Raw genomic sequence first — 15,427 nt, forward strand, 5'->3', positions numbered from 1 at the left:
AGCGCAGCCTCGCGCTGACCATGCTGATCATGGGCGTCGCCACGGCGTTGATCGGGGTGCTGCCCACCGCCGCCCAGATCGGGGTATGGGCGCCGCTGTTGCTGTTGGCCCTGCGAATCCTGCAGGGCTTCGCCCTGGGCGGCGAGTGGGCCGGTGCCGTGTTGCTCGCCGTGGAGCACAGCCCCGAGGGCCGGCGCGGCCGCTTCGGGGCCATCCCGCAGATCGGACTTGCGCTCGGATTAGCCTTGGGCACAGGGATTTTCGCGTTCCTGCAAATCGCCCTGGGTGCGGCCCGCTTCCTCGCCTACGGCTGGCGCATCGGTTTTCTGCTCAGCCTGGTGCTCGTGGTGATCGGCGTCGTGGTGCGGTTGCGGGTCGAGGAGACACCGGCCTTTCGCGAGCTGCGTGAGCTCGAGGCCACGGCCACGGTGCCCATCCGCGAGATCGTCCGTGAACCCCGATCGCGGCGAAACACCGTGTTGGGCTTGCTGTCTCGCTGGGCCGAAGGTTCGGCGTTCAACACCTGGGGCGTCTTCGCGATCAGCTACGCCACCGGGGCGCTGGGGTTCAACCGGGTGTCGGTGCTGGTGGTGGTGACCATCGCGGCGCTGTTGATGGCGGCGCTGCTGCCCGTGTCGGGGGCGCTGACCGACCGGTTCGGCGCCCGGCGGGTGTATCTGGCCGGCGTGGCCTGCTATGGCGTTGCGGCGTTTCCCGCCTTCGCGCTGTTCGGCACCAGGAACCTGGTCTGGTTCGGGGTGGCGCTGGTCGTCGTGTTCGGTGTGGTGCACGCGCTGTTCTACGGGGCGCAGGGCACGCTGTACTCGTCGCTGTATCCCACCAGCACCCGCTACACCGGTCTGTCGTTCGTGTACCAGTTCTCGGGCATCTACGCCTCCGGTGTCACCCCGATGATCGTGACCGCGCTCATCGCGGCTCTCGGCGGCGCGCCATGGCTGGCGTGCGGGTATTTGGTCGCGACGGCCGTCATCAGCGTGCTCGCCACGGCACTGATCCGCGAGCAAGACCTACATCTTTGAGCTGACTTCGCACTAGTGTCGTTCCCGTCGGGAGTCGCGAGGAAGCGAGAAGGCAATGACTGACGGGAACGTCGCGGGTTTTGAGCCGCTGTACGACGAGGCAGAACATGCCGGCGGGCGGATTCCCTGGGACATCGGCGGCCCGCAGCCGGCGGTCCAGCAGTTGGTTGCCTACGGCGGGATCCGCGGCGAGGTGCTCGATCCCGGGACGGGCCCCGGATATCACGCCATTCACTTTGCCGCGCAAGGGTTTTCGGCGACCGGAATCGATGAGTCACCTTCGGCCATCGAGCAAGCCAAGCGGAACGCCGATCGGGCCGGAGTCCAGGTCGATTTCCAGGTGGCCGACGCCACCAGGCTCGAAGGCTTCGAGGATCGTTTCGACACGGTGGTGGACAGCGCCTTCTATCACGTGTTCCTCAACGACGGGGTCGTCCAGACGCGGTACGCCCAGGCGCTGCACCGGGCCACCAGGCCCGGGGCGCGGCTCTACATGTTCGAATTCAGCCCCCACAACGTCAACGGCCTGCAGTGGACGGCGATACCCGCCGACAACTTCGAGCGGGTGTTCGGCGCCAACGGATGGCGAATCGACTACCTCGGCGGCACGACGTACGAGGCCCGCTTCCTCAAGGAGACGTTCGACGCCATGAAGACGCTCGCCTCCGAGCAGCAGGGCGAGATTCTGCAGCGGATGCGGCCACTGGTACACCGGCTGGGTGTCATCGACCCGCTGCTGGAAGACCACCGGGTGCACCTCCCGGTGTGGTCGGTGGTGGCCACCCGCCTCGACTGATCACCGCTGCACGCACCGGCATGGCTAGCACTCCGCAACTGCGCCAAGGGTTGTCGCAGCGCCAGCTCAGCATGATCGCCCTCGGCGGTGTCATCGGTGCCGGCCTGTTCGTCGGCTCGGGTGTGGTGATCAAGGACACTGGCCCCGCGGCGTTTCTGACCTACGCGCTGTGCGGCCTGCTGATCGTCCTGGTGATGCGCATGCTGGGCGAGATGGCGGCGGCGAACCCGTCGACCGGGTCGTTCGCCGATTACGCGGCTAAGGCGCTGGGCGGCTGGGCGGGATTCTCGGTCGCCTGGCTGTACTGGTATTTCTGGGTGATCGTGGTCGGCTTCGAGGCCGTTGCCGGCGGGAAAGTCCTCAACTACTGGTTTCATGCGCCGCTGTGGCTGCTGTCGCTGTGCCTGATGGTCTTGATGACAGCGACCAACCTGTTCTCCGTCTCGTCCTTCGGTGAGTTCGAATTCTGGTTCGCCGGAATCAAAGTCGCGACCATCGTGATCTTTCTCGGTGTGGGCACGGCCTTCGTGCTGGGGCTCGTGCCGGGCCATCACGGTGGACTGGCCAACCTCACCGCGCGCGGCGGCTTCTTCCCGAAGGGCGTCGGGGCCGTCTTCGCCGCCATTGTGGTGGTGATCTTCTCGATGGTCGGTGCCGAGATCGTCACCGTGGCCGCCGCGGAAAGCCGGGACCCGGAACTCGCGGTCCAGAAGGCGACGAGATCGGTGGTGGCGCGGATCGGTGTCTTCTTCGTGGGGTCGGTATTCCTGCTGGTGGTGATGTTGCCGTGGGACTCCGTGGAACTCGGCGCGTCGCCGTACGTGGCCGCGCTCAAGCACCTTGGGCTGCGCGGCGCGGATCAGGTGATGAACGCCGTAGTGCTCACCGCGGTGCTGTCCTGCCTGAACTCCGGCTTGTACACCGCGTCGCGCATGCTGTTCGTGCTCGCCGCGCGGGGCGAGGCCCCGATGCGCTTGGTCAGGCTGAGCGCGCGCGGTGTCCCGCACATCGCCATCCTGTGCTCCTCGGCGGTCGGATTCGGCTGCGTCATCATGGCGCGGGTCGCGCCGAACACGGTGTTTCTCTTCCTGCTCAACTCCTCGGGCGCGATCATCTTGTTCGTCTACTGGCTGATCGCCCTGTCGCAGATCATCCTGCGCCGCCGCACCCCCGCCGAAAGGCTGCGGGTGAAGATGTGGTTCTTCCCGGTTCTGTCGATCCTCACCCTGGCCGGAATCACCGCCGTGCTGGTGCAGATGGCCTTCGATCGCTCGGCGCGCAGTCAGCTCTGGCTCAGCCTGCTGTCGTGGGCGGTGGTGATCGGGCTGTACTTCGCCGCCCGGACCCGCGGCCGAATCGGTACTCGCCGTGCGATCCGCGGCAGTGCACCTCCGGACGGTGTGTCATGACAGCCGACGAGCGCCGCGGGGCCGTCGATTTGACCAACCTGGACCAGCCGCTGAGCCCGGACGCCGGAGCCACCAAGCGTGACCTGATCGATTACCTGGACGCGGTGGCCGACCGATTGTTGCCCGTCGTGGCCGGTCGGGCGCTCACGGTGCTGCGCGTGCTGGGGGGAAGGCCCGCGTTCATGCAGAAGAACGTGCCGGACTACGCACCGGCCTGGCTGCGAACCGTCCCGGTATGGGCCGAGGCATCCAAACGCCAAGTGCGCTATGCCGTCTGCGATGACCTGCGAACGCTGTTATGGCTGGCCAATCAGCGCGCCGTCGAATACCACCCATCGCTCGGCCTGGCCGACGATCTGCGCCGGCCCACCCATTTGGTGCTCGACCTCGACCCGCCGGCCGACGATGACTTCACCGCCGTGGTCGCCGTCGCGCACGTGGTCCGGCAGGCGTTGGCCGACAGCGGGTTGGCGGGCGCGGTGAAAACCAGCGGCGCCAAGGGGATTCACGTCTTCGTGCCGCTCGACGGCACCGTTGCGGTGGACGACGTCGCGGCCGCGACCCGGGCGCTGGCGGCCCGCTCGGAGGCGCTCGACCCGCTAAGGGCGACAACGGCTTTCATCGTGGCCGACCGCGCCGGCAAGGTGTTCGTGGACTCGACCCGGGCCGGCGGGGCGACCGTCGTCGCCGCCTACAGCCCGCGCCTGCGCCCGGGCATGCCGGTGTCCTTTCCGCTCGCCTGGTCGGATCTCGATTCCGCGCGCCCCGTCGACTTCACCATCCACACGGCGCTCGATGCCCTTGCCGGGCGCGACCCCTGGGCCGAGCACATGCCCGATCCGCAGCGCCTGCCGGACGATCTGATCGAGCAGGGCCGCGCGATTCCGGTCGCCCGGGTGGCCGCGATGCACGAGGGCAAACGGCGCGCGCGGGCCCGCCGCGACGACTGAGGCTTTGGCGGGCGGGCATCCACCTCACTCGGTTTTGGTCAGCAGCACCGCGTCCTCGAACGGCAGCCTGGCGAACACCGTCCGGCCCCGTGTCACGTGCTCTGCCGCTTCGGTCTTGGTGACCACCCGCGGGTCGGCGATGCCGAAACCCTTGCCGTTGCGGCGCATCCGCCCCCCTCCCGCGGCGGTCAGGTTCTTCAACCAGTCCCGGTCCGGGCCGTAGGTCAGCAGGATCGCCACCCCGGGCTTGCCGTCGACATCCGCGCTGAACACATTCACCGGGGTGCGGTACGGCTTGCCCGAGCGGCGGCCGACGTGTTCGACGATGGCGAACGGTGGCAGCCAGCCGGCCCACAGCCGCTGAACCGGGTTGGTGACGCGACGGTTGAACCGGGCGAGTCCTTGCGGCATCTGCATACCGCTATCCAACTCGCCTGAGTCCCCGGGCATCAACCCAACTTTTGGCGGCGATCGGGTCTAGTGTCTGAACATGGGCGACTCGCCAGGTAACGAAGCGGCTCAGCGCGCCGAGGAGCTGCTGCGCAGGGGCCGGGACCTGGCCGCGCGCAAGCCCATCACCTCCGACGACGTCGAGCGCGCGACCGACCGCGCCCAGCATGCGCACGAGCGGGACGAGGAGGCGCACCGCCGCGACCGGGATCGCCACTACGAAGCCGCCGCCGCGCACGAGCGGGCCGCCGAAGTGCACGAGCGGGCGGTCGAAGAGCGCCTCGGGGACGTCGAGGCGCACCGGCGCGCGGCGGAGAGGGAACGCGAGGCCGCCCGCCATCACTTCCAGGCCGCCCAGCAAGCCGAGCGGCAGGGTGACGCCTAACCCGTCCTGCTACACCCTGTAGTTGAACCGGCCGCGGAGGCTGGGACACTGGTTGTCATGGGAAGCAGTGACCAGGCGACCGCGCACGCCGCCACCACGGCGGCGTCGGCCCGGTTGTTCGAGGATGCCTGCGCCGTCATCCCCGGCGGGGTGAACTCCCCGGTGCGGGCGTTCACCGCTGTCGGCGGCACCCCGCGCTTCATCACCGAGGCCCGCGGGTGCTGGCTCACCGACGCCGACGGCAATCGCTACGTCGACCTGGTCTGCTCCTGGGGTCCGATGATCCTCGGGCACGCGCACCCCGCCGTCGTCGAAGCAGTCACCACGGCCGCGGCCTCCGGACTGTCGTTCGGCGCGCCCACGCCGGGGGAGAGCCGGCTGGCCGCCGAGATCATCGGGCGGGTGGCACCGGTCGAACGGATACGGCTGGTCAACTCCGGGACCGAGGCGACGATGAGCGCGATCCGGCTGGCCCGCGGGTTCACCGGCAGGCCCAAGATCGTCAAGTTCTCCGGCTGCTATCACGGCCACGCCGACGCCCTGCTCGCCGACGCGGGCTCCGGGGTGGCGACGCTGGGTCTGCCGTCCTCGCCCGGGGTCACCGGCGCGGCGGCCGCCGACACGATTGTGTTGCCCTACAACGACATCGACGCCGTGCGGCAGGCCTTCGCCGAGTTCGGTGACCAGATCGCCGCGGTGATCACCGAAGCCAGCCCGGGCAATATGGGCGTCGTCCCACCCGCGGCCGGCTACAACGCCGGGCTGCGCGCCATCACCGCCGAACATGGCGCGCTGCTCATCGTCGACGAGGTGATGACCGGCTTCCGGGTCAGCCGAAGTGGTTGGTACGGAATCGATCCCGTCGCGGCCGACCTCATCACCTTCGGCAAGGTGATGAGCGGCGGACTGCCGGCGGCCGCGTTCGGCGGGCGCGCCGAGGTGATGGAGCGGCTCGCGCCGCTGGGGCCGGTGTATCAGGCCGGCACGCTCTCGGGCAACCCGGTGGCGGTGGCCGCCGGCCTGGCGACGCTGCGCGCCGCCGACGCCGCGGTCTACGCCGCGCTGGACGCCAACGCCGACCGGCTAGCCGGCATGCTGTCCGAGGCGTTGACGAGCGCCGCTGTGCCGCACCAACTTTCGCGTGCAGGCAACATGCTCAGCGTGTTCTTCGGCGATGCGCCGGTGACCGACTTCGCGTCCGCGCGGGCCAGCCAGACGTGGCGTTATCCGCCGTTCTTTCACACCCTGCTGAACGCGGGCGTCTACCCGCCCTGCAGCGCTTTCGAGGCATGGTTCGTCTCGGCGGCGCTGGACGACGCGGCGTTCGACCGGATCGCCGAAGCCTTGCCCAACGCCGCCCGCGCGGCCGCCCAGGAGGACAAGCCCTGATGGCCGAGCAAACCCGCGTCCACGTCGTGCGCCACGGCGAGGTGCACAACCCCGGCGGCGTCCTCTACGGCCGGCTGCCCGGATTCCACCTGTCCGACCGGGGCCGCGAGCAGGCGGCCGCGGTCGCCGACGCGCTGTCCGGGCGCGACATCGTCGCGGTCGTCGCCTCCCCACTGCAGCGGGCCCAGGAAACCGCCGCGCCCATCGCCGCCAAGCACGACGTGGCCGTGGACACCGACCATGACCTCATCGAATCGGCGAACTTCTTCGAGGGCCGGCGCGTCGGCCCCGGCGACGGCGCCTGGCGCGACCCGCGGGTCTGGTGGCACCTGCGCAACCCGTTCACCCCGTCGTGGGGCGAGCCGTACGCCGAGATCGCGGCGCGGATGACGACCGCGGTGGACAAGGCCCGCGCCCGCGCAGCCGGCAGCGAGGTCGTGTGCGTCAGCCATCAGCTGCCGGTGTGGACGCTGCGCCTGCACCTAACCGGCCGGCGGCTGTGGCACGACCCGCGGCGCCGCGAGTGCGGGCTGTGCTCGATCACCACCCTGGTGTACGAGGGCGACCGGCTGGTCGACGTCGAGTACCAGGAGCCGGCGCGCTGAGCATGTGGCGACTGGCGATGGCCGGGGTCGTACTGACGACCCTGGTCGCCGGCTGTTCTTCCGGTCGTGACGCGGTAGCGCAGGGCGGCACGTTCGAATTCGTCTCGCCCGGCGGAAAGACCGACATCTACTACAACCCGCCGTCCAGCCGCGGTCACCCCGGTGCGCTGTCCGGGCCGGACCTGGCGGACCCCGCGCACCCGTTGTCGCTGGACGATCCGATCTTCGCCGGCCGCGTCGTCGTCATCAACATCTGGGGACAGTGGTGTGGCCCGTGCCGGGCCGAGGTCAGCCAACTCCAGCAGGTGTACGACGTCACCCGCGACAAGGGGGTGTCGTTTCTCGGCATCGACGTGCGCGACAGCAACCGGCAGGCGGCGCTGGACTTCGTCAACGACCGACACGTGACGTTCCCCTCCATCTACGACCCGGCGATGCGCACGCTGATCGCGTTCGGCGGCAAGTACCCGACCACCGTGATCCCGTCCACGCTCGTCCTGGACCGTCAGCACCGGGTCGCGGCGGTGTTCCTGCGCGAACTGCTGGCGGCCGACCTGCAGCCCGTGGTGCAGAAGGTGGCCCAAGAATGAGCGGGTTCACCCAGATCGCCGCCGCCGGACCGCTCCTGGTGGCCCTCGGCGCGTGCCTGCTGGCGGGGCTGGTGTCGTTCGCCTCGCCCTGCGTGGTGCCGCTGGTACCCGGCTACCTGTCCTACCTGGCCGCCGTCGTGGGCGTCGACGAGCAGCCACCGCCCGGCGCCATCAAGGCCCCACCGTCGGCGCGGTGGCGGGTCGCGGGTTCGGCGGCGCTGTTCGTCGCCGGGTTCACCACGGTGTTCGTGCTGGGAACCGTCGCCGTCCTCGGCATGACGACGGCGCTGATCACCAACCAGCTGCTGCTCCAGCGGGTCGGTGGCGTGCTGACGATCGTGATGGGTCTGGTGTTCGTCGGCCTCATCCCGGCCCTGCAACGCCAGGCCCGGTTCAGCCCGCGACAGCTGACGACGGTCGCCGGGGCCCCGCTGCTGGGTGCGGTGTTCGCGCTTGGCTGGACGCCGTGCCTGGGCCCGACGCTGGCCGGCGTGATCACCGTGGCCTCGGCCACCGACGGCGCGAGCGTGGCCCGCGGGATCGTGCTGGTGATCGCGTACTGCCTGGGGCTGGGCATCCCGTTCGTGCTGCTGGCCTTCGGCTCGGCCGGCGCGGTGGGGGCGCTGGGCTGGCTGCGCCGCCACACCCGGGCCATCCAGATCTTCGGGGGCGCGCTGCTCATCGCGGTCGGCGCGCTGCTGGTCAGCGGGGCGTGGAACGACTTCGTCTCCTGGCTGCGCGACGCCTTCGTGTCCGACGTGAGGCTGCCGATATGAGGCAACTTCTCGCTTGGTCCCGCAACACCTGGCGCGCGCTGACGTCGATGGGCACCGCGCTGGTGCTGCTGTTCCTGCTCGCGCTGGGAGCGATCCCCGGGGCGCTGCTGCCGCAGCGCAGCCTCAACGCCGGCAAGGTCGACGACTACCTGAAGGCCCACCCCGTCATCGGGCCGTGGCTGGATCGGCTGCAGGCCTTCAACGTCTTCTCCAGCTTCTGGTTCACCGCCATCTACGTCCTGCTGTTCGTCTCGCTGGTCGGCTGCCTGACCCCGCGGATGATCGAGCACGCCCGCAGCCTGCGCGCCACCCCGGTGGCCGCCCCGCGCAACCTGGCCCGGCTGCCCAAGCACGCCAGCGCCGAGATCGAAGCCGACGCCGACCAGCTGAACGCCCTGGCGAACGAGATCACCGGCCGGCTGCGCGGCTGGCGCGCGGCCATCCGGCATGAAGGCGAAGCCGTCGAGGTGTCCGCCGAGAAGGGCTACCTGCGCGAGTTCGGCAACATCGCCTTCCACTTCTCGTTGCTGGGCCTGCTGGTCGCGGTGGCCGTCGGCAAGCTGTTCGGGTACGAGGGCAACGTCATCGTGATCGCCGACTCCGGCCCGGGCTTCTGCTCGGCCTCGCCGGCCGCGTTCGATTCGTTCCGCGCCGGCAACACCGTCGACGGCACGTCGCTCAACCCGATCTGCATTCGCGTCAACGACTTCCAGGCGCACTACCTGCCGTCCGGGCAGGCCACCTCGTTCGCCGCCGACATCGACTACCAGGCCGGACACGATCTTGCTGCCAACAGCTGGCGGCACTACCTGTTGGAGGTCAACCATCCGCTGCGGGTCGGCGGCGACCGGGTGTACCTGCAGGGCCACGGCTACGCGCCCACCTTCACCGTGACCTTCCCGAACGGGCAGACCCGCACGTCGACCGTGCAATGGCGGCCCGACAACCCGCAGACGCTGCTCTCGTCCGGGGTGGTGCGCATCGACCCGCCCGCGGGCAGCTATCCCAACGCCGCCGATCGCCGACAGCACGAGATCGCGATCCAGGGTCTGCTGGCGCCGACCGAACAGCTCGACGGCGCGCTCTTGTCGTCGCGCTTCCCGGCGCTGAACGCCCCCGCGGTGGCCGTCGACATCTACCGCGGCGATACCGGGCTGGACACCGGGCGGCCCCAATCGCTGTTCACGCTCGATCCGCGGCTGATCCAGCAGGGCCGGCTCACCAGGGAAAAGCGCGTCAACCTGCGCGCCGGGCAGGAGGTGCGGATCGACCAAGGTCCGGCGGCCGGCACGGTCGTCCGCTTCGACGGCGCGGTGCCGTTCGTCAACCTGCAGGTATCCCACGACCCCGGGCAGGCCTGGGTGCTGGTCTTCGCCATCACGATGATGGCGGGCCTGGTGGTATCGCTGCTGGTGCGCAGGCGCCGGGTGTGGGTGAGGCTCACCCCGGGGGCCGGTACGGTGAACGTCGAACTGGGCGGGCTGGCGCGCACCGACAACTCCGGATGGGGCGACGAGTTCGAGCGGTTGACCGAGCGGGTGCTCAACGGGCTGGGTGAGCCCGGCGCCGCGCAGTCACTCAGGCCCCCCGCGTCCAAAAGGAGTTCTCAGGTGGACGTCAAATGAACACGGTGCACGTCAACATCGGCTTGGCGCGGTACTCCGACTGGGCGTTCACGTCCGCCGTGGTGGCGCTCGTCATCGCGCTGTTGCTGTTGGCCTTCGAGCTGGCGTATGCCGGCGGCCGCCGCGTCGACCGGCGCGAGCGGGTTTTGGCCGGTGCGGTGTCCTCCGATAGCTTCACGCCCGGCATCGTGGAGGAGGCGTCCGGCCGGCCGTTGGACGAACGGGTGGGGCGGGCCGGGCTGGCCGTCGTCTACCTCGGCATCGGGCTGCTGCTCGCCTGCATCGTGCTGCGCGGCCTGGCCACCCTGCGGGTGCCGTGGGGCAACATGTACGAGTTCATCAACCTGACCTGCATGTGCGGCCTGCTCGCCGGGGCCATCGTCCTGCGCCGCCCGCAGTACCGCCCGCTGTGGGTTTTCCTGCTGGTGCCGGTGCTGATCCTGCTCACGGTGTCCGGCCGCTGGCTCTACACCAACGCGGCGCCGGTGATGCCCGCGCTGCAGTCCTATTGGCTGCCCATCCACGTGTCGGTGGTCAGCCTGGGCTCTGGTGTGTTCATGGTCGCCGGCATCGCCAGCATCTTGTTCTTGCTGCGCACGTCGCGGCTGAGCGACCCCGAGACGCCGGGCGCCCTGGCCCGGATGGTGCGACGGTTTCCCGACGCTCAGACCCTGGACCGCGTCGCCTACCGGACCACGATCTTCGCCTTCCCGGTGTTCGGCTTCGGGGTCATCTTCGGGGCGATCTGGGCGGAGGAGGCCTGGGGCCGGTATTGGGGCTGGGACCCCAAGGAGACGGTGTCCTTCGTCGCGTGGGTGATTTACGCCGCGTACCTGCACGCCAGGTCGACGGCGGGCTGGCGGGACAGGAAGGCGGCATGGATCAACGTCGCCGGGTTCGTGGCCATGGTCTTCAATCTGTTCTTCGTTAACCTGGTGACTGTGGGCCTGCATTCGTATGCGGGCGTGGGGTGACCGCAGCAACCGACCCAAGTAACACAACAAGGGGGAGTGCACGTGTCCGACCATCCAACGACGGGCGTCGGGACGCCCGATCAGCCGACGACGCAATTGCCTCCGCAGGAGCCGTCCGCCTCGCAATCGGCGGAAAACGGCGACCAGTCTCTTGCCGACGGCGGCGAAGCGCCGACGCGCGCCTTCGCCGGGTTCCGCACCGAGCGGCGGGTTCCCGGCCCGGAGCGGCGCGAGGCGGCACCACCCACCACGCCCAGGCCCGCGGGGATGCCGCCGTGGGACGCCACGCCGGTGACCGGCATCCCGCGGGTTGACCCGACCGCCTACGGCGCCTACTACACGGGCCCGGTCGACGCGCCGGCCCCGCAAGCCCCGCCGCGCCCGGAGTCGTTGCCGCACACGCCCTACCCGGAGCTGTCCACCGGCATGCTGCTGCGGCCCGTCAAGCCGCCGCCGTCGGAGGGCTGGCGCCGGCTGCTCTACGAGCTGTCCGGCCACCTGATCAACCTCGGGGAGGGCCCCCGGGCCGCGCGCTACAACAACTTGGTGGCGCAGGTGAACCGCCCCTTGCGCGGGTGCTACCGCATCGCGTTGGTGTCGCTCAAGGGCGGCGTCGGCAAGACGACCATCGCCGCGACCATGGGCGCCACCTTCGCCTCCATCCGCGGCGACCGGGTCGTCGCGGTCGACGCGAACCCGGACCGCGGCACCCTGAGCCAGAAGATCCCGCTAGAGACCGCGGCGACGGTGCGCCAGCTGCTGCACGACGCCGGCAGCATCGAGCGCTACAGCGACGTCCGCCGCTACACCTCGAAAGGCCCGAGCGGGCTGGAGGTGCTGGCGTCGGAGACCGACCCGGCGATCTCGGAGGCGTTCGGCGCCGACGACTACACCCGGGTGCTGGACGTGCTGGAGCGGTTCTACGGCCTAGTGCTCACCGACTGCGGCCCGGGACTGCTGCATTCGGTGATGTCCTCGGTGCTGGAGAAGGCCGACGTTCTCGTCGTGGTCAGCTCGGGATCCATCGACGGGGCCCGCAGCGCTTCGGCGACGCTGGACTGGTTGGACGCGCACGGCCACGAGGAGATGGTCCGCAACTCGGTCGCGGTCATCAACGGCGTGCGTTCGCGGACGGGCAAGGTCGACATGAACAAGGTGGTCGACCACTTCTCCCGGCGCTGCCGCGCGGTCCAGATCGTGCCGTTCGACCCGCACCTCGAGGAGGGCGCCGAAATCGAGTTGGACCGGCTCAAGCGGTCGACCCGCGAGGCGCTCACCGAGCTGGCGGCCATTGTCGCCGACGGATTCCCGGGCGATCAGCGCAATCCCGGAGTCGCGTAGAGCGAGCCTTAGCGGGGGTTGTTGTCCCCGTGCCCTAACCGCCGTAAGAAGTCTGGATCGTCGTCAGGCCCGATAACGCGCGTCTTCGCCCGGTTGGTTTGTGACCGAGCCGTCCGCCAGCCAACGTAGATCAGGGTCCCCAACATCAGGACGAGCAGCAGGTAGAGCACTCAACACCTCCGTTGACGAATATACCCGGGCCGTAGGCTTTCCCCTGTGTCAGAAGGAGTCAGCGACAACAGCACCGGGGACCGCGTGGACGAGGGCGGGCAGCACCGCGCCGGCTCTCGGGCGGTCGTCGACGTTCTCCTCTACGCGGGGGCGCGGCTGCTGCTGGCGGTGGCGCTTGCCGCCGCAATCTACGGGGTGGCCCGCCTCATCGGTGTCAGCCAGTTTCCGATCGCGGTCGCCGCGCTGTTCGCCCTCATCATCGCCATGCCCCTGGGCATCTGGCTGTTCGGCCCGCTGCGCCGGCGCGCTACCGCGTCGCTGGCGATCGCCGGCGAGCGCAGGCGCCGGGAACGGGAACAACTGCGGGCGCGGTTGCAGGGCGAGGCGCCGACCGACGACGCGTGAGGCCGGTCAGAGGTTGGGCATCCGGACGACCTGCGCGGCGTAACTGAGGCCCGCGCCGTAACCGATCAACAGGGCGAGATCGCCCGGCTTGGCCGCCCCGGTCGCCAGCAGTTCGGCCATCGCCAGGGGGATGGACGCCGCCGACGTGTTGCCGGTGTGCTCGATGTCGTTGGCGACGACGGCGTCCGGCCGCAACTCGAGGCTCTTGGCCAGGACCTCGTTGATGCGGCTGTTGGCCTGGTGCGGCACGAACACGTCGATCTCGTCGGGCCTGACGCCCGCCGCGTCCATCGCCTGCCGGCCGACCTTGCCCATCTCGAATGCCGCCCACCGGAACACCGCGCTGCCCTCGAGCCGCAGGAAGGGGCGCGGGCCCGTCGGGCTGTCCATGTAGTCGATCCAGTCGATGTCTTGGCGGATCGCCAGGGCCTGCTCGCCGTCACTGCCCCAGACGGTCGGCCCGATGCCCTGCTCGGGCGTCTCGCCGACCACCACCCCGGCCGCGCCGTCGGCGAAGATGAAGCAGTTGGTGCGGTCCTGCATGTCCACGGTGGGGGACAGCTTCTCCGAACCGAGGACCAGCACCTTGGCGGCGGTCCCGCCGCGGATCATGTCGGCCGCGACGCCGAGCGCGTAGCCGAAGCCCGCGCACCCCGCCGAGACGTCGAACGCGGGCACGCCGGTGGCGCCCAGCGCCGCGGCGACGGCCGGGGCGCACGCCGGGGTCTGCAGGAAATGCGTGCTGGTCGCGACGATCACGCAGTCGATGTCCGACGGCACCAGCCCGGCGTTCGCGATCGCCTGCCGCCCGGCCTCGGTGGCCATCGACGCGGCGGATTCGTCGCGGGCGGCGAAGCGGCGGGTTTTGATTCCGGTGCGGGAGTAGATCCATTCATCGGAGGACTCGATGTTCTCGCAGATCTCGTCGTTGGTGACCACCCGTTCGGGGCGGTACGCCCCGACGCTGAGCATGCCGATGTTCTTCGGTCCACTGGTCGCGGCGATCTGCTTCACTACTGTCCCCGATCTGCTCGCTGTGAACCGTCATCGGTCCGGTCCCTCATTGTTATCGGATCCGGCCACGCTGTCGCACTCGAGTGTGCATGTACGGCGGCGACACGCCGACAAACCCCGCCCCCGCCGCACGGTCAACGCCGTGGGCGCACGCCCGATCAGCGGGCCAGCGCCAGGGCCGCGGCGACCGCGATCGCCCAGACGACCATGGCCAGCCCGGTGTCCCGCAGCACGGGAACCAACTCCCGGCCGCCGCGTCCCGACCGGACCGGACCCGCCGCGCGCAGCGCCAGCGGCGTGGCAGCGAATCCCACGGCGCACCACGGCGTCGCGGCCATCAGCACCAGGGTCAATACCCCGGCGGTCGCCAGCAGCCCCTGGTACAGGACGCGGGTGCGGCCGTCGCCCAGGCGCACCGCCAGGGTGATCTTCCCCGACTGCGCGTCGGTCGGAATGTCGCGCAGGTTGTTGGCCACCAGCACCGACGACGACAGCGCGCCGATCGACACCGCGAGCGCCGCCCCCACCCAGTCCACCCGCAGCGACTGGGTGTACTCGGTGCCGAGCACGGCCACCAGGCCGAAGAAGACGAACACCGCGACCTCACCGAAACCGGCATAGCCGTAGGGTTTCGAGCCGCCCGTGTACAGCCACGCGCCGGCAATGCACACCGCTCCCAGGGCGATCAGCCACGGCGCGCTGACGAGCGCGAGTGCCAGGCCGGCCGCCGCCCCGATCGCCAGGCTCGCCACCGCGGCGGCGAGCACCGAGCGGGGCGAGGCCAGCCGCGAGCCCACCAGGCGCACCGGGCCGGCCCGGTCGTCGTCGGTGCCTCGGATGCCGTCGGAGTAGTCGTTGGCGTAGTTGACGCCGACGGTCAGCGCGACCGCGACGGCCAGCGCCAGCAGCGCCTTCCACCACACCGCGGATCCCAGCCACGCCGCCGCGCCGGTGCCCGCGACCACCGGCGCCACCGCGTTGGGGAGCGTCCGCGGCCGCGCACCGGAGATCCACTGCCCGAAGTTGGCCACGCACGCATCCTGCCAGGGGCCCCGCGCGCCCCCGCACCCGCGATCGGCGTGCGGCCATGCACCACAATGGGCTGATGCTCGGAGTCATCGGCGGCAGCGGCTTTTACACCTTCTTCGAGTCCGACACCCGCGCCGTCGACGTCGACACCCCGTACGGCCCGCCCAGCGCCCCGGTGACGATCGGCGCCGTCGGGGGACACGAGGTCGCGTTCCTGCCCCGGCACGGGACCACGCATCAGTTCTCGGCGCACACCGTGCCGTATCGGGCCAACATGTGGGCGCTGCGCAAGCTCGGGGTGCGCCGGGTCTTCGGCCCGTGCGCCGTCGGCAGCCTGAACCTCAACGCCGGGCCGGGCGCGGTGGTGGTGCCCGATCAGCTGGTGGATCGCACCAGCGGCCGCCCCGACACCTACTTCGACTCCGGCGGCATCCATGTCGACTTCGCCGACCCGTACTGCCCCACGTTGCGCGCCGCG

17 protein-coding genes and 1 pseudogene are annotated in these 15,427 nt (G+C 70.2%); 14 read left to right on the forward strand and 4 right to left on the reverse strand.

Features of this window, described 5'->3' with window-relative positions; all coding sequences use genetic code 11:
- The 4 genes from A5709_RS12615 to A5709_RS12630 form a co-directional block, all read left to right on the forward strand.
- A partial coding sequence (locus A5709_RS12615) for an MFS transporter (RefSeq protein WP_068120144.1) occupies nucleotides 1–1,040 on the forward strand: 1,040 nt, incomplete at its 5' end.
- 55 nt (nucleotides 1,041–1,095) lie between these two features.
- Nucleotides 1,096–1,836: a class I SAM-dependent methyltransferase gene (locus A5709_RS12620; protein ID WP_156673387.1), complete on the forward strand. Its 741-nt coding sequence runs from the start codon at nucleotides 1,096–1,098 to the stop codon at nucleotides 1,834–1,836.
- Between the two features lie 20 nt (nucleotides 1,837–1,856).
- A complete protein-coding gene (locus A5709_RS12625; RefSeq protein WP_068011804.1) occupies nucleotides 1,857–3,245 on the forward strand; it encodes an amino acid permease in 1,389 nt (462 codons plus the stop codon).
- Complete coding sequence (locus A5709_RS12630) at nucleotides 3,242–4,195, forward strand: DNA polymerase domain-containing protein (RefSeq protein WP_068120146.1); 954 nt, start codon at nucleotides 3,242–3,244, stop codon at nucleotides 4,193–4,195. Before A5709_RS12625 ends, A5709_RS12630 begins: the two co-directional genes overlap by 4 nt.
- Before the next feature lie 24 nt (nucleotides 4,196–4,219).
- On the opposite strand, the gene A5709_RS12635 is transcribed toward A5709_RS12630, so the two are convergent.
- A complete protein-coding gene (locus A5709_RS12635) occupies nucleotides 4,220–4,612 on the reverse strand; it encodes a nitroreductase family deazaflavin-dependent oxidoreductase (RefSeq protein ID WP_068120148.1) in 393 nt (130 codons plus the stop codon).
- 73 nt (nucleotides 4,613–4,685) lie between these two features.
- On the opposite strand from A5709_RS12635, the gene A5709_RS12640 reads away from it, so the two are divergent.
- Genes A5709_RS12640 through A5709_RS12675 form a run of 8 tightly spaced genes read left to right on the forward strand, consistent with a single transcriptional unit; the run spans nucleotide 4,686 to nucleotide 12,330 of the window.
- A complete protein-coding gene (locus A5709_RS12640; protein WP_067943554.1) occupies nucleotides 4,686–5,030 on the forward strand; it encodes a hypothetical protein in 345 nt (114 codons plus the stop codon).
- 57 nt (nucleotides 5,031–5,087) lie between these two features.
- Complete coding sequence (hemL, locus tag A5709_RS12645; protein ID WP_068120150.1) at nucleotides 5,088–6,419, forward strand: glutamate-1-semialdehyde 2,1-aminomutase; 1,332 nt, start codon at nucleotides 5,088–5,090, stop codon at nucleotides 6,417–6,419.
- A complete protein-coding gene (locus tag A5709_RS12650; RefSeq protein WP_068120153.1) occupies nucleotides 6,419–7,024 on the forward strand; it encodes a histidine phosphatase family protein in 606 nt (201 codons plus the stop codon). The genes hemL and A5709_RS12650 overlap by 1 nt, the downstream gene beginning before the upstream one ends.
- Nucleotides 7,025–7,026: 2 nt before the next feature.
- The gene (locus A5709_RS12655; protein WP_068120156.1) at nucleotides 7,027–7,614 is read left to right on the forward strand and encodes a TlpA disulfide reductase family protein; all 588 of its coding nucleotides are present in this window, start codon (nucleotides 7,027–7,029) and stop codon (nucleotides 7,612–7,614) included.
- Nucleotides 7,611–8,390 carry a cytochrome c biogenesis CcdA family protein gene (locus A5709_RS12660; protein ID WP_067950156.1) on the forward strand — a complete coding sequence of 260 codons (780 nt, stop codon included), beginning with the start codon at nucleotides 7,611–7,613 and terminating at the stop codon, nucleotides 8,388–8,390. Before A5709_RS12655 ends, A5709_RS12660 begins: the two co-directional genes overlap by 4 nt.
- On the forward strand, nucleotides 8,387–10,015 hold the full coding sequence (locus A5709_RS12665; RefSeq protein ID WP_067950154.1) for a cytochrome c biogenesis protein ResB: 1,629 nt from the start codon (nucleotides 8,387–8,389) through the stop codon (nucleotides 10,013–10,015). The genes A5709_RS12660 and A5709_RS12665 overlap by 4 nt, the downstream gene beginning before the upstream one ends.
- The gene (gene ccsB, locus A5709_RS12670) at nucleotides 10,012–10,989 is read left to right on the forward strand and encodes a c-type cytochrome biogenesis protein CcsB (RefSeq protein ID WP_067950152.1); all 978 of its coding nucleotides are present in this window, start codon (nucleotides 10,012–10,014) and stop codon (nucleotides 10,987–10,989) included. The genes A5709_RS12665 and ccsB overlap by 4 nt, the downstream gene beginning before the upstream one ends.
- Before the next feature lie 42 nt (nucleotides 10,990–11,031).
- On the forward strand, nucleotides 11,032–12,330 hold the full coding sequence (locus A5709_RS12675; RefSeq protein ID WP_067950165.1) for a MinD/ParA family protein: 1,299 nt from the start codon (nucleotides 11,032–11,034) through the stop codon (nucleotides 12,328–12,330).
- Nucleotides 12,331–12,338: 8 nt separating this feature from the next.
- Here A5709_RS12675 and A5709_RS28040 read toward each other — a convergent pair whose 3' ends face one another.
- Nucleotides 12,339–12,500, reverse strand: coding sequence for a hypothetical protein (locus tag A5709_RS28040; RefSeq protein WP_156622576.1), 162 nt, complete (start codon nucleotides 12,498–12,500; stop codon nucleotides 12,339–12,341).
- 85 nt (nucleotides 12,501–12,585) lie between these two features.
- Here A5709_RS28040 and A5709_RS12680 point away from each other — a divergent pair, with 85 nt between their 5' ends.
- On the forward strand, nucleotides 12,586–12,906 hold the full coding sequence (locus A5709_RS12680) for a DUF4229 domain-containing protein (RefSeq protein ID WP_068120160.1): 321 nt from the start codon (nucleotides 12,586–12,588) through the stop codon (nucleotides 12,904–12,906).
- 6 nt (nucleotides 12,907–12,912) lie between these two features.
- On the opposite strand, the gene fabH is transcribed toward A5709_RS12680, so the two are convergent.
- Nucleotides 12,913–13,920 carry a beta-ketoacyl-ACP synthase III gene (fabH, locus tag A5709_RS12685; protein ID WP_067950150.1) on the reverse strand — a complete coding sequence of 336 codons (1,008 nt, stop codon included), beginning with the start codon at nucleotides 13,918–13,920 and terminating at the stop codon, nucleotides 12,913–12,915.
- A 158-nt stretch (nucleotides 13,921–14,078) separates the two neighbouring features.
- Complete coding sequence (locus tag A5709_RS12690) at nucleotides 14,079–14,951, reverse strand: 1,4-dihydroxy-2-naphthoate polyprenyltransferase (RefSeq protein WP_068120158.1); 873 nt, start codon at nucleotides 14,949–14,951, stop codon at nucleotides 14,079–14,081.
- A 71-nt stretch (nucleotides 14,952–15,022) separates the two neighbouring features.
- Between A5709_RS12690 and A5709_RS12695 the strand changes: the two are divergent.
- Nucleotides 15,023–15,427, forward strand: a pseudogene (locus A5709_RS12695) (S-methyl-5'-thioadenosine phosphorylase); the annotation flags it as partial.

The organism is Mycobacterium sp. E1386 (genome assembly GCF_001672745.1).
GTDB lineage: Bacteria > Actinomycetota > Actinomycetes > Mycobacteriales > Mycobacteriaceae > Mycobacterium.

Bases quoted from the DNA above. Each gene is read 5' to 3' on its own strand.
- A5709_RS12650 (WP_068120153.1), top strand. From the start codon at position 6,419: ATGGCCGAGCAAACCCGCGTCCACGTCGTGCGCCACGGCGAGGTGCAC.
- A5709_RS12640 (WP_067943554.1), top strand. From the start codon at position 4,686: ATGGGCGACTCGCCAGGTAACGAAGCGGCTCAGCGCGCCGAGGAGCTG.
- A5709_RS12660 (WP_067950156.1), top strand. From the start codon at position 7,611: ATGAGCGGGTTCACCCAGATCGCCGCCGCCGGACCGCTCCTGGTGGCC.
- A5709_RS12630 (WP_068120146.1), top strand. From the start codon at position 3,242: ATGACAGCCGACGAGCGCCGCGGGGCCGTCGATTTGACCAACCTGGAC.
- A5709_RS12620 (WP_156673387.1), top strand. From the start codon at position 1,096: ATGACTGACGGGAACGTCGCGGGTTTTGAGCCGCTGTACGACGAGGCA.
- A5709_RS12635 (WP_068120148.1), bottom strand. From the start codon at position 4,612: ATGCAGATGCCGCAAGGACTCGCCCGGTTCAACCGTCGCGTCACCAAC.
- A5709_RS12655 (WP_068120156.1), top strand. From the start codon at position 7,027: ATGTGGCGACTGGCGATGGCCGGGGTCGTACTGACGACCCTGGTCGCC.
- A5709_RS12665 (WP_067950154.1), top strand. From the start codon at position 8,387: ATGAGGCAACTTCTCGCTTGGTCCCGCAACACCTGGCGCGCGCTGACG.
- ccsB (WP_067950152.1), top strand. From the start codon at position 10,012: ATGAACACGGTGCACGTCAACATCGGCTTGGCGCGGTACTCCGACTGG.
- hemL (WP_068120150.1), top strand. From the start codon at position 5,088: ATGGGAAGCAGTGACCAGGCGACCGCGCACGCCGCCACCACGGCGGCG.
- A5709_RS12625 (WP_068011804.1), top strand. From the start codon at position 1,857: ATGGCTAGCACTCCGCAACTGCGCCAAGGGTTGTCGCAGCGCCAGCTC.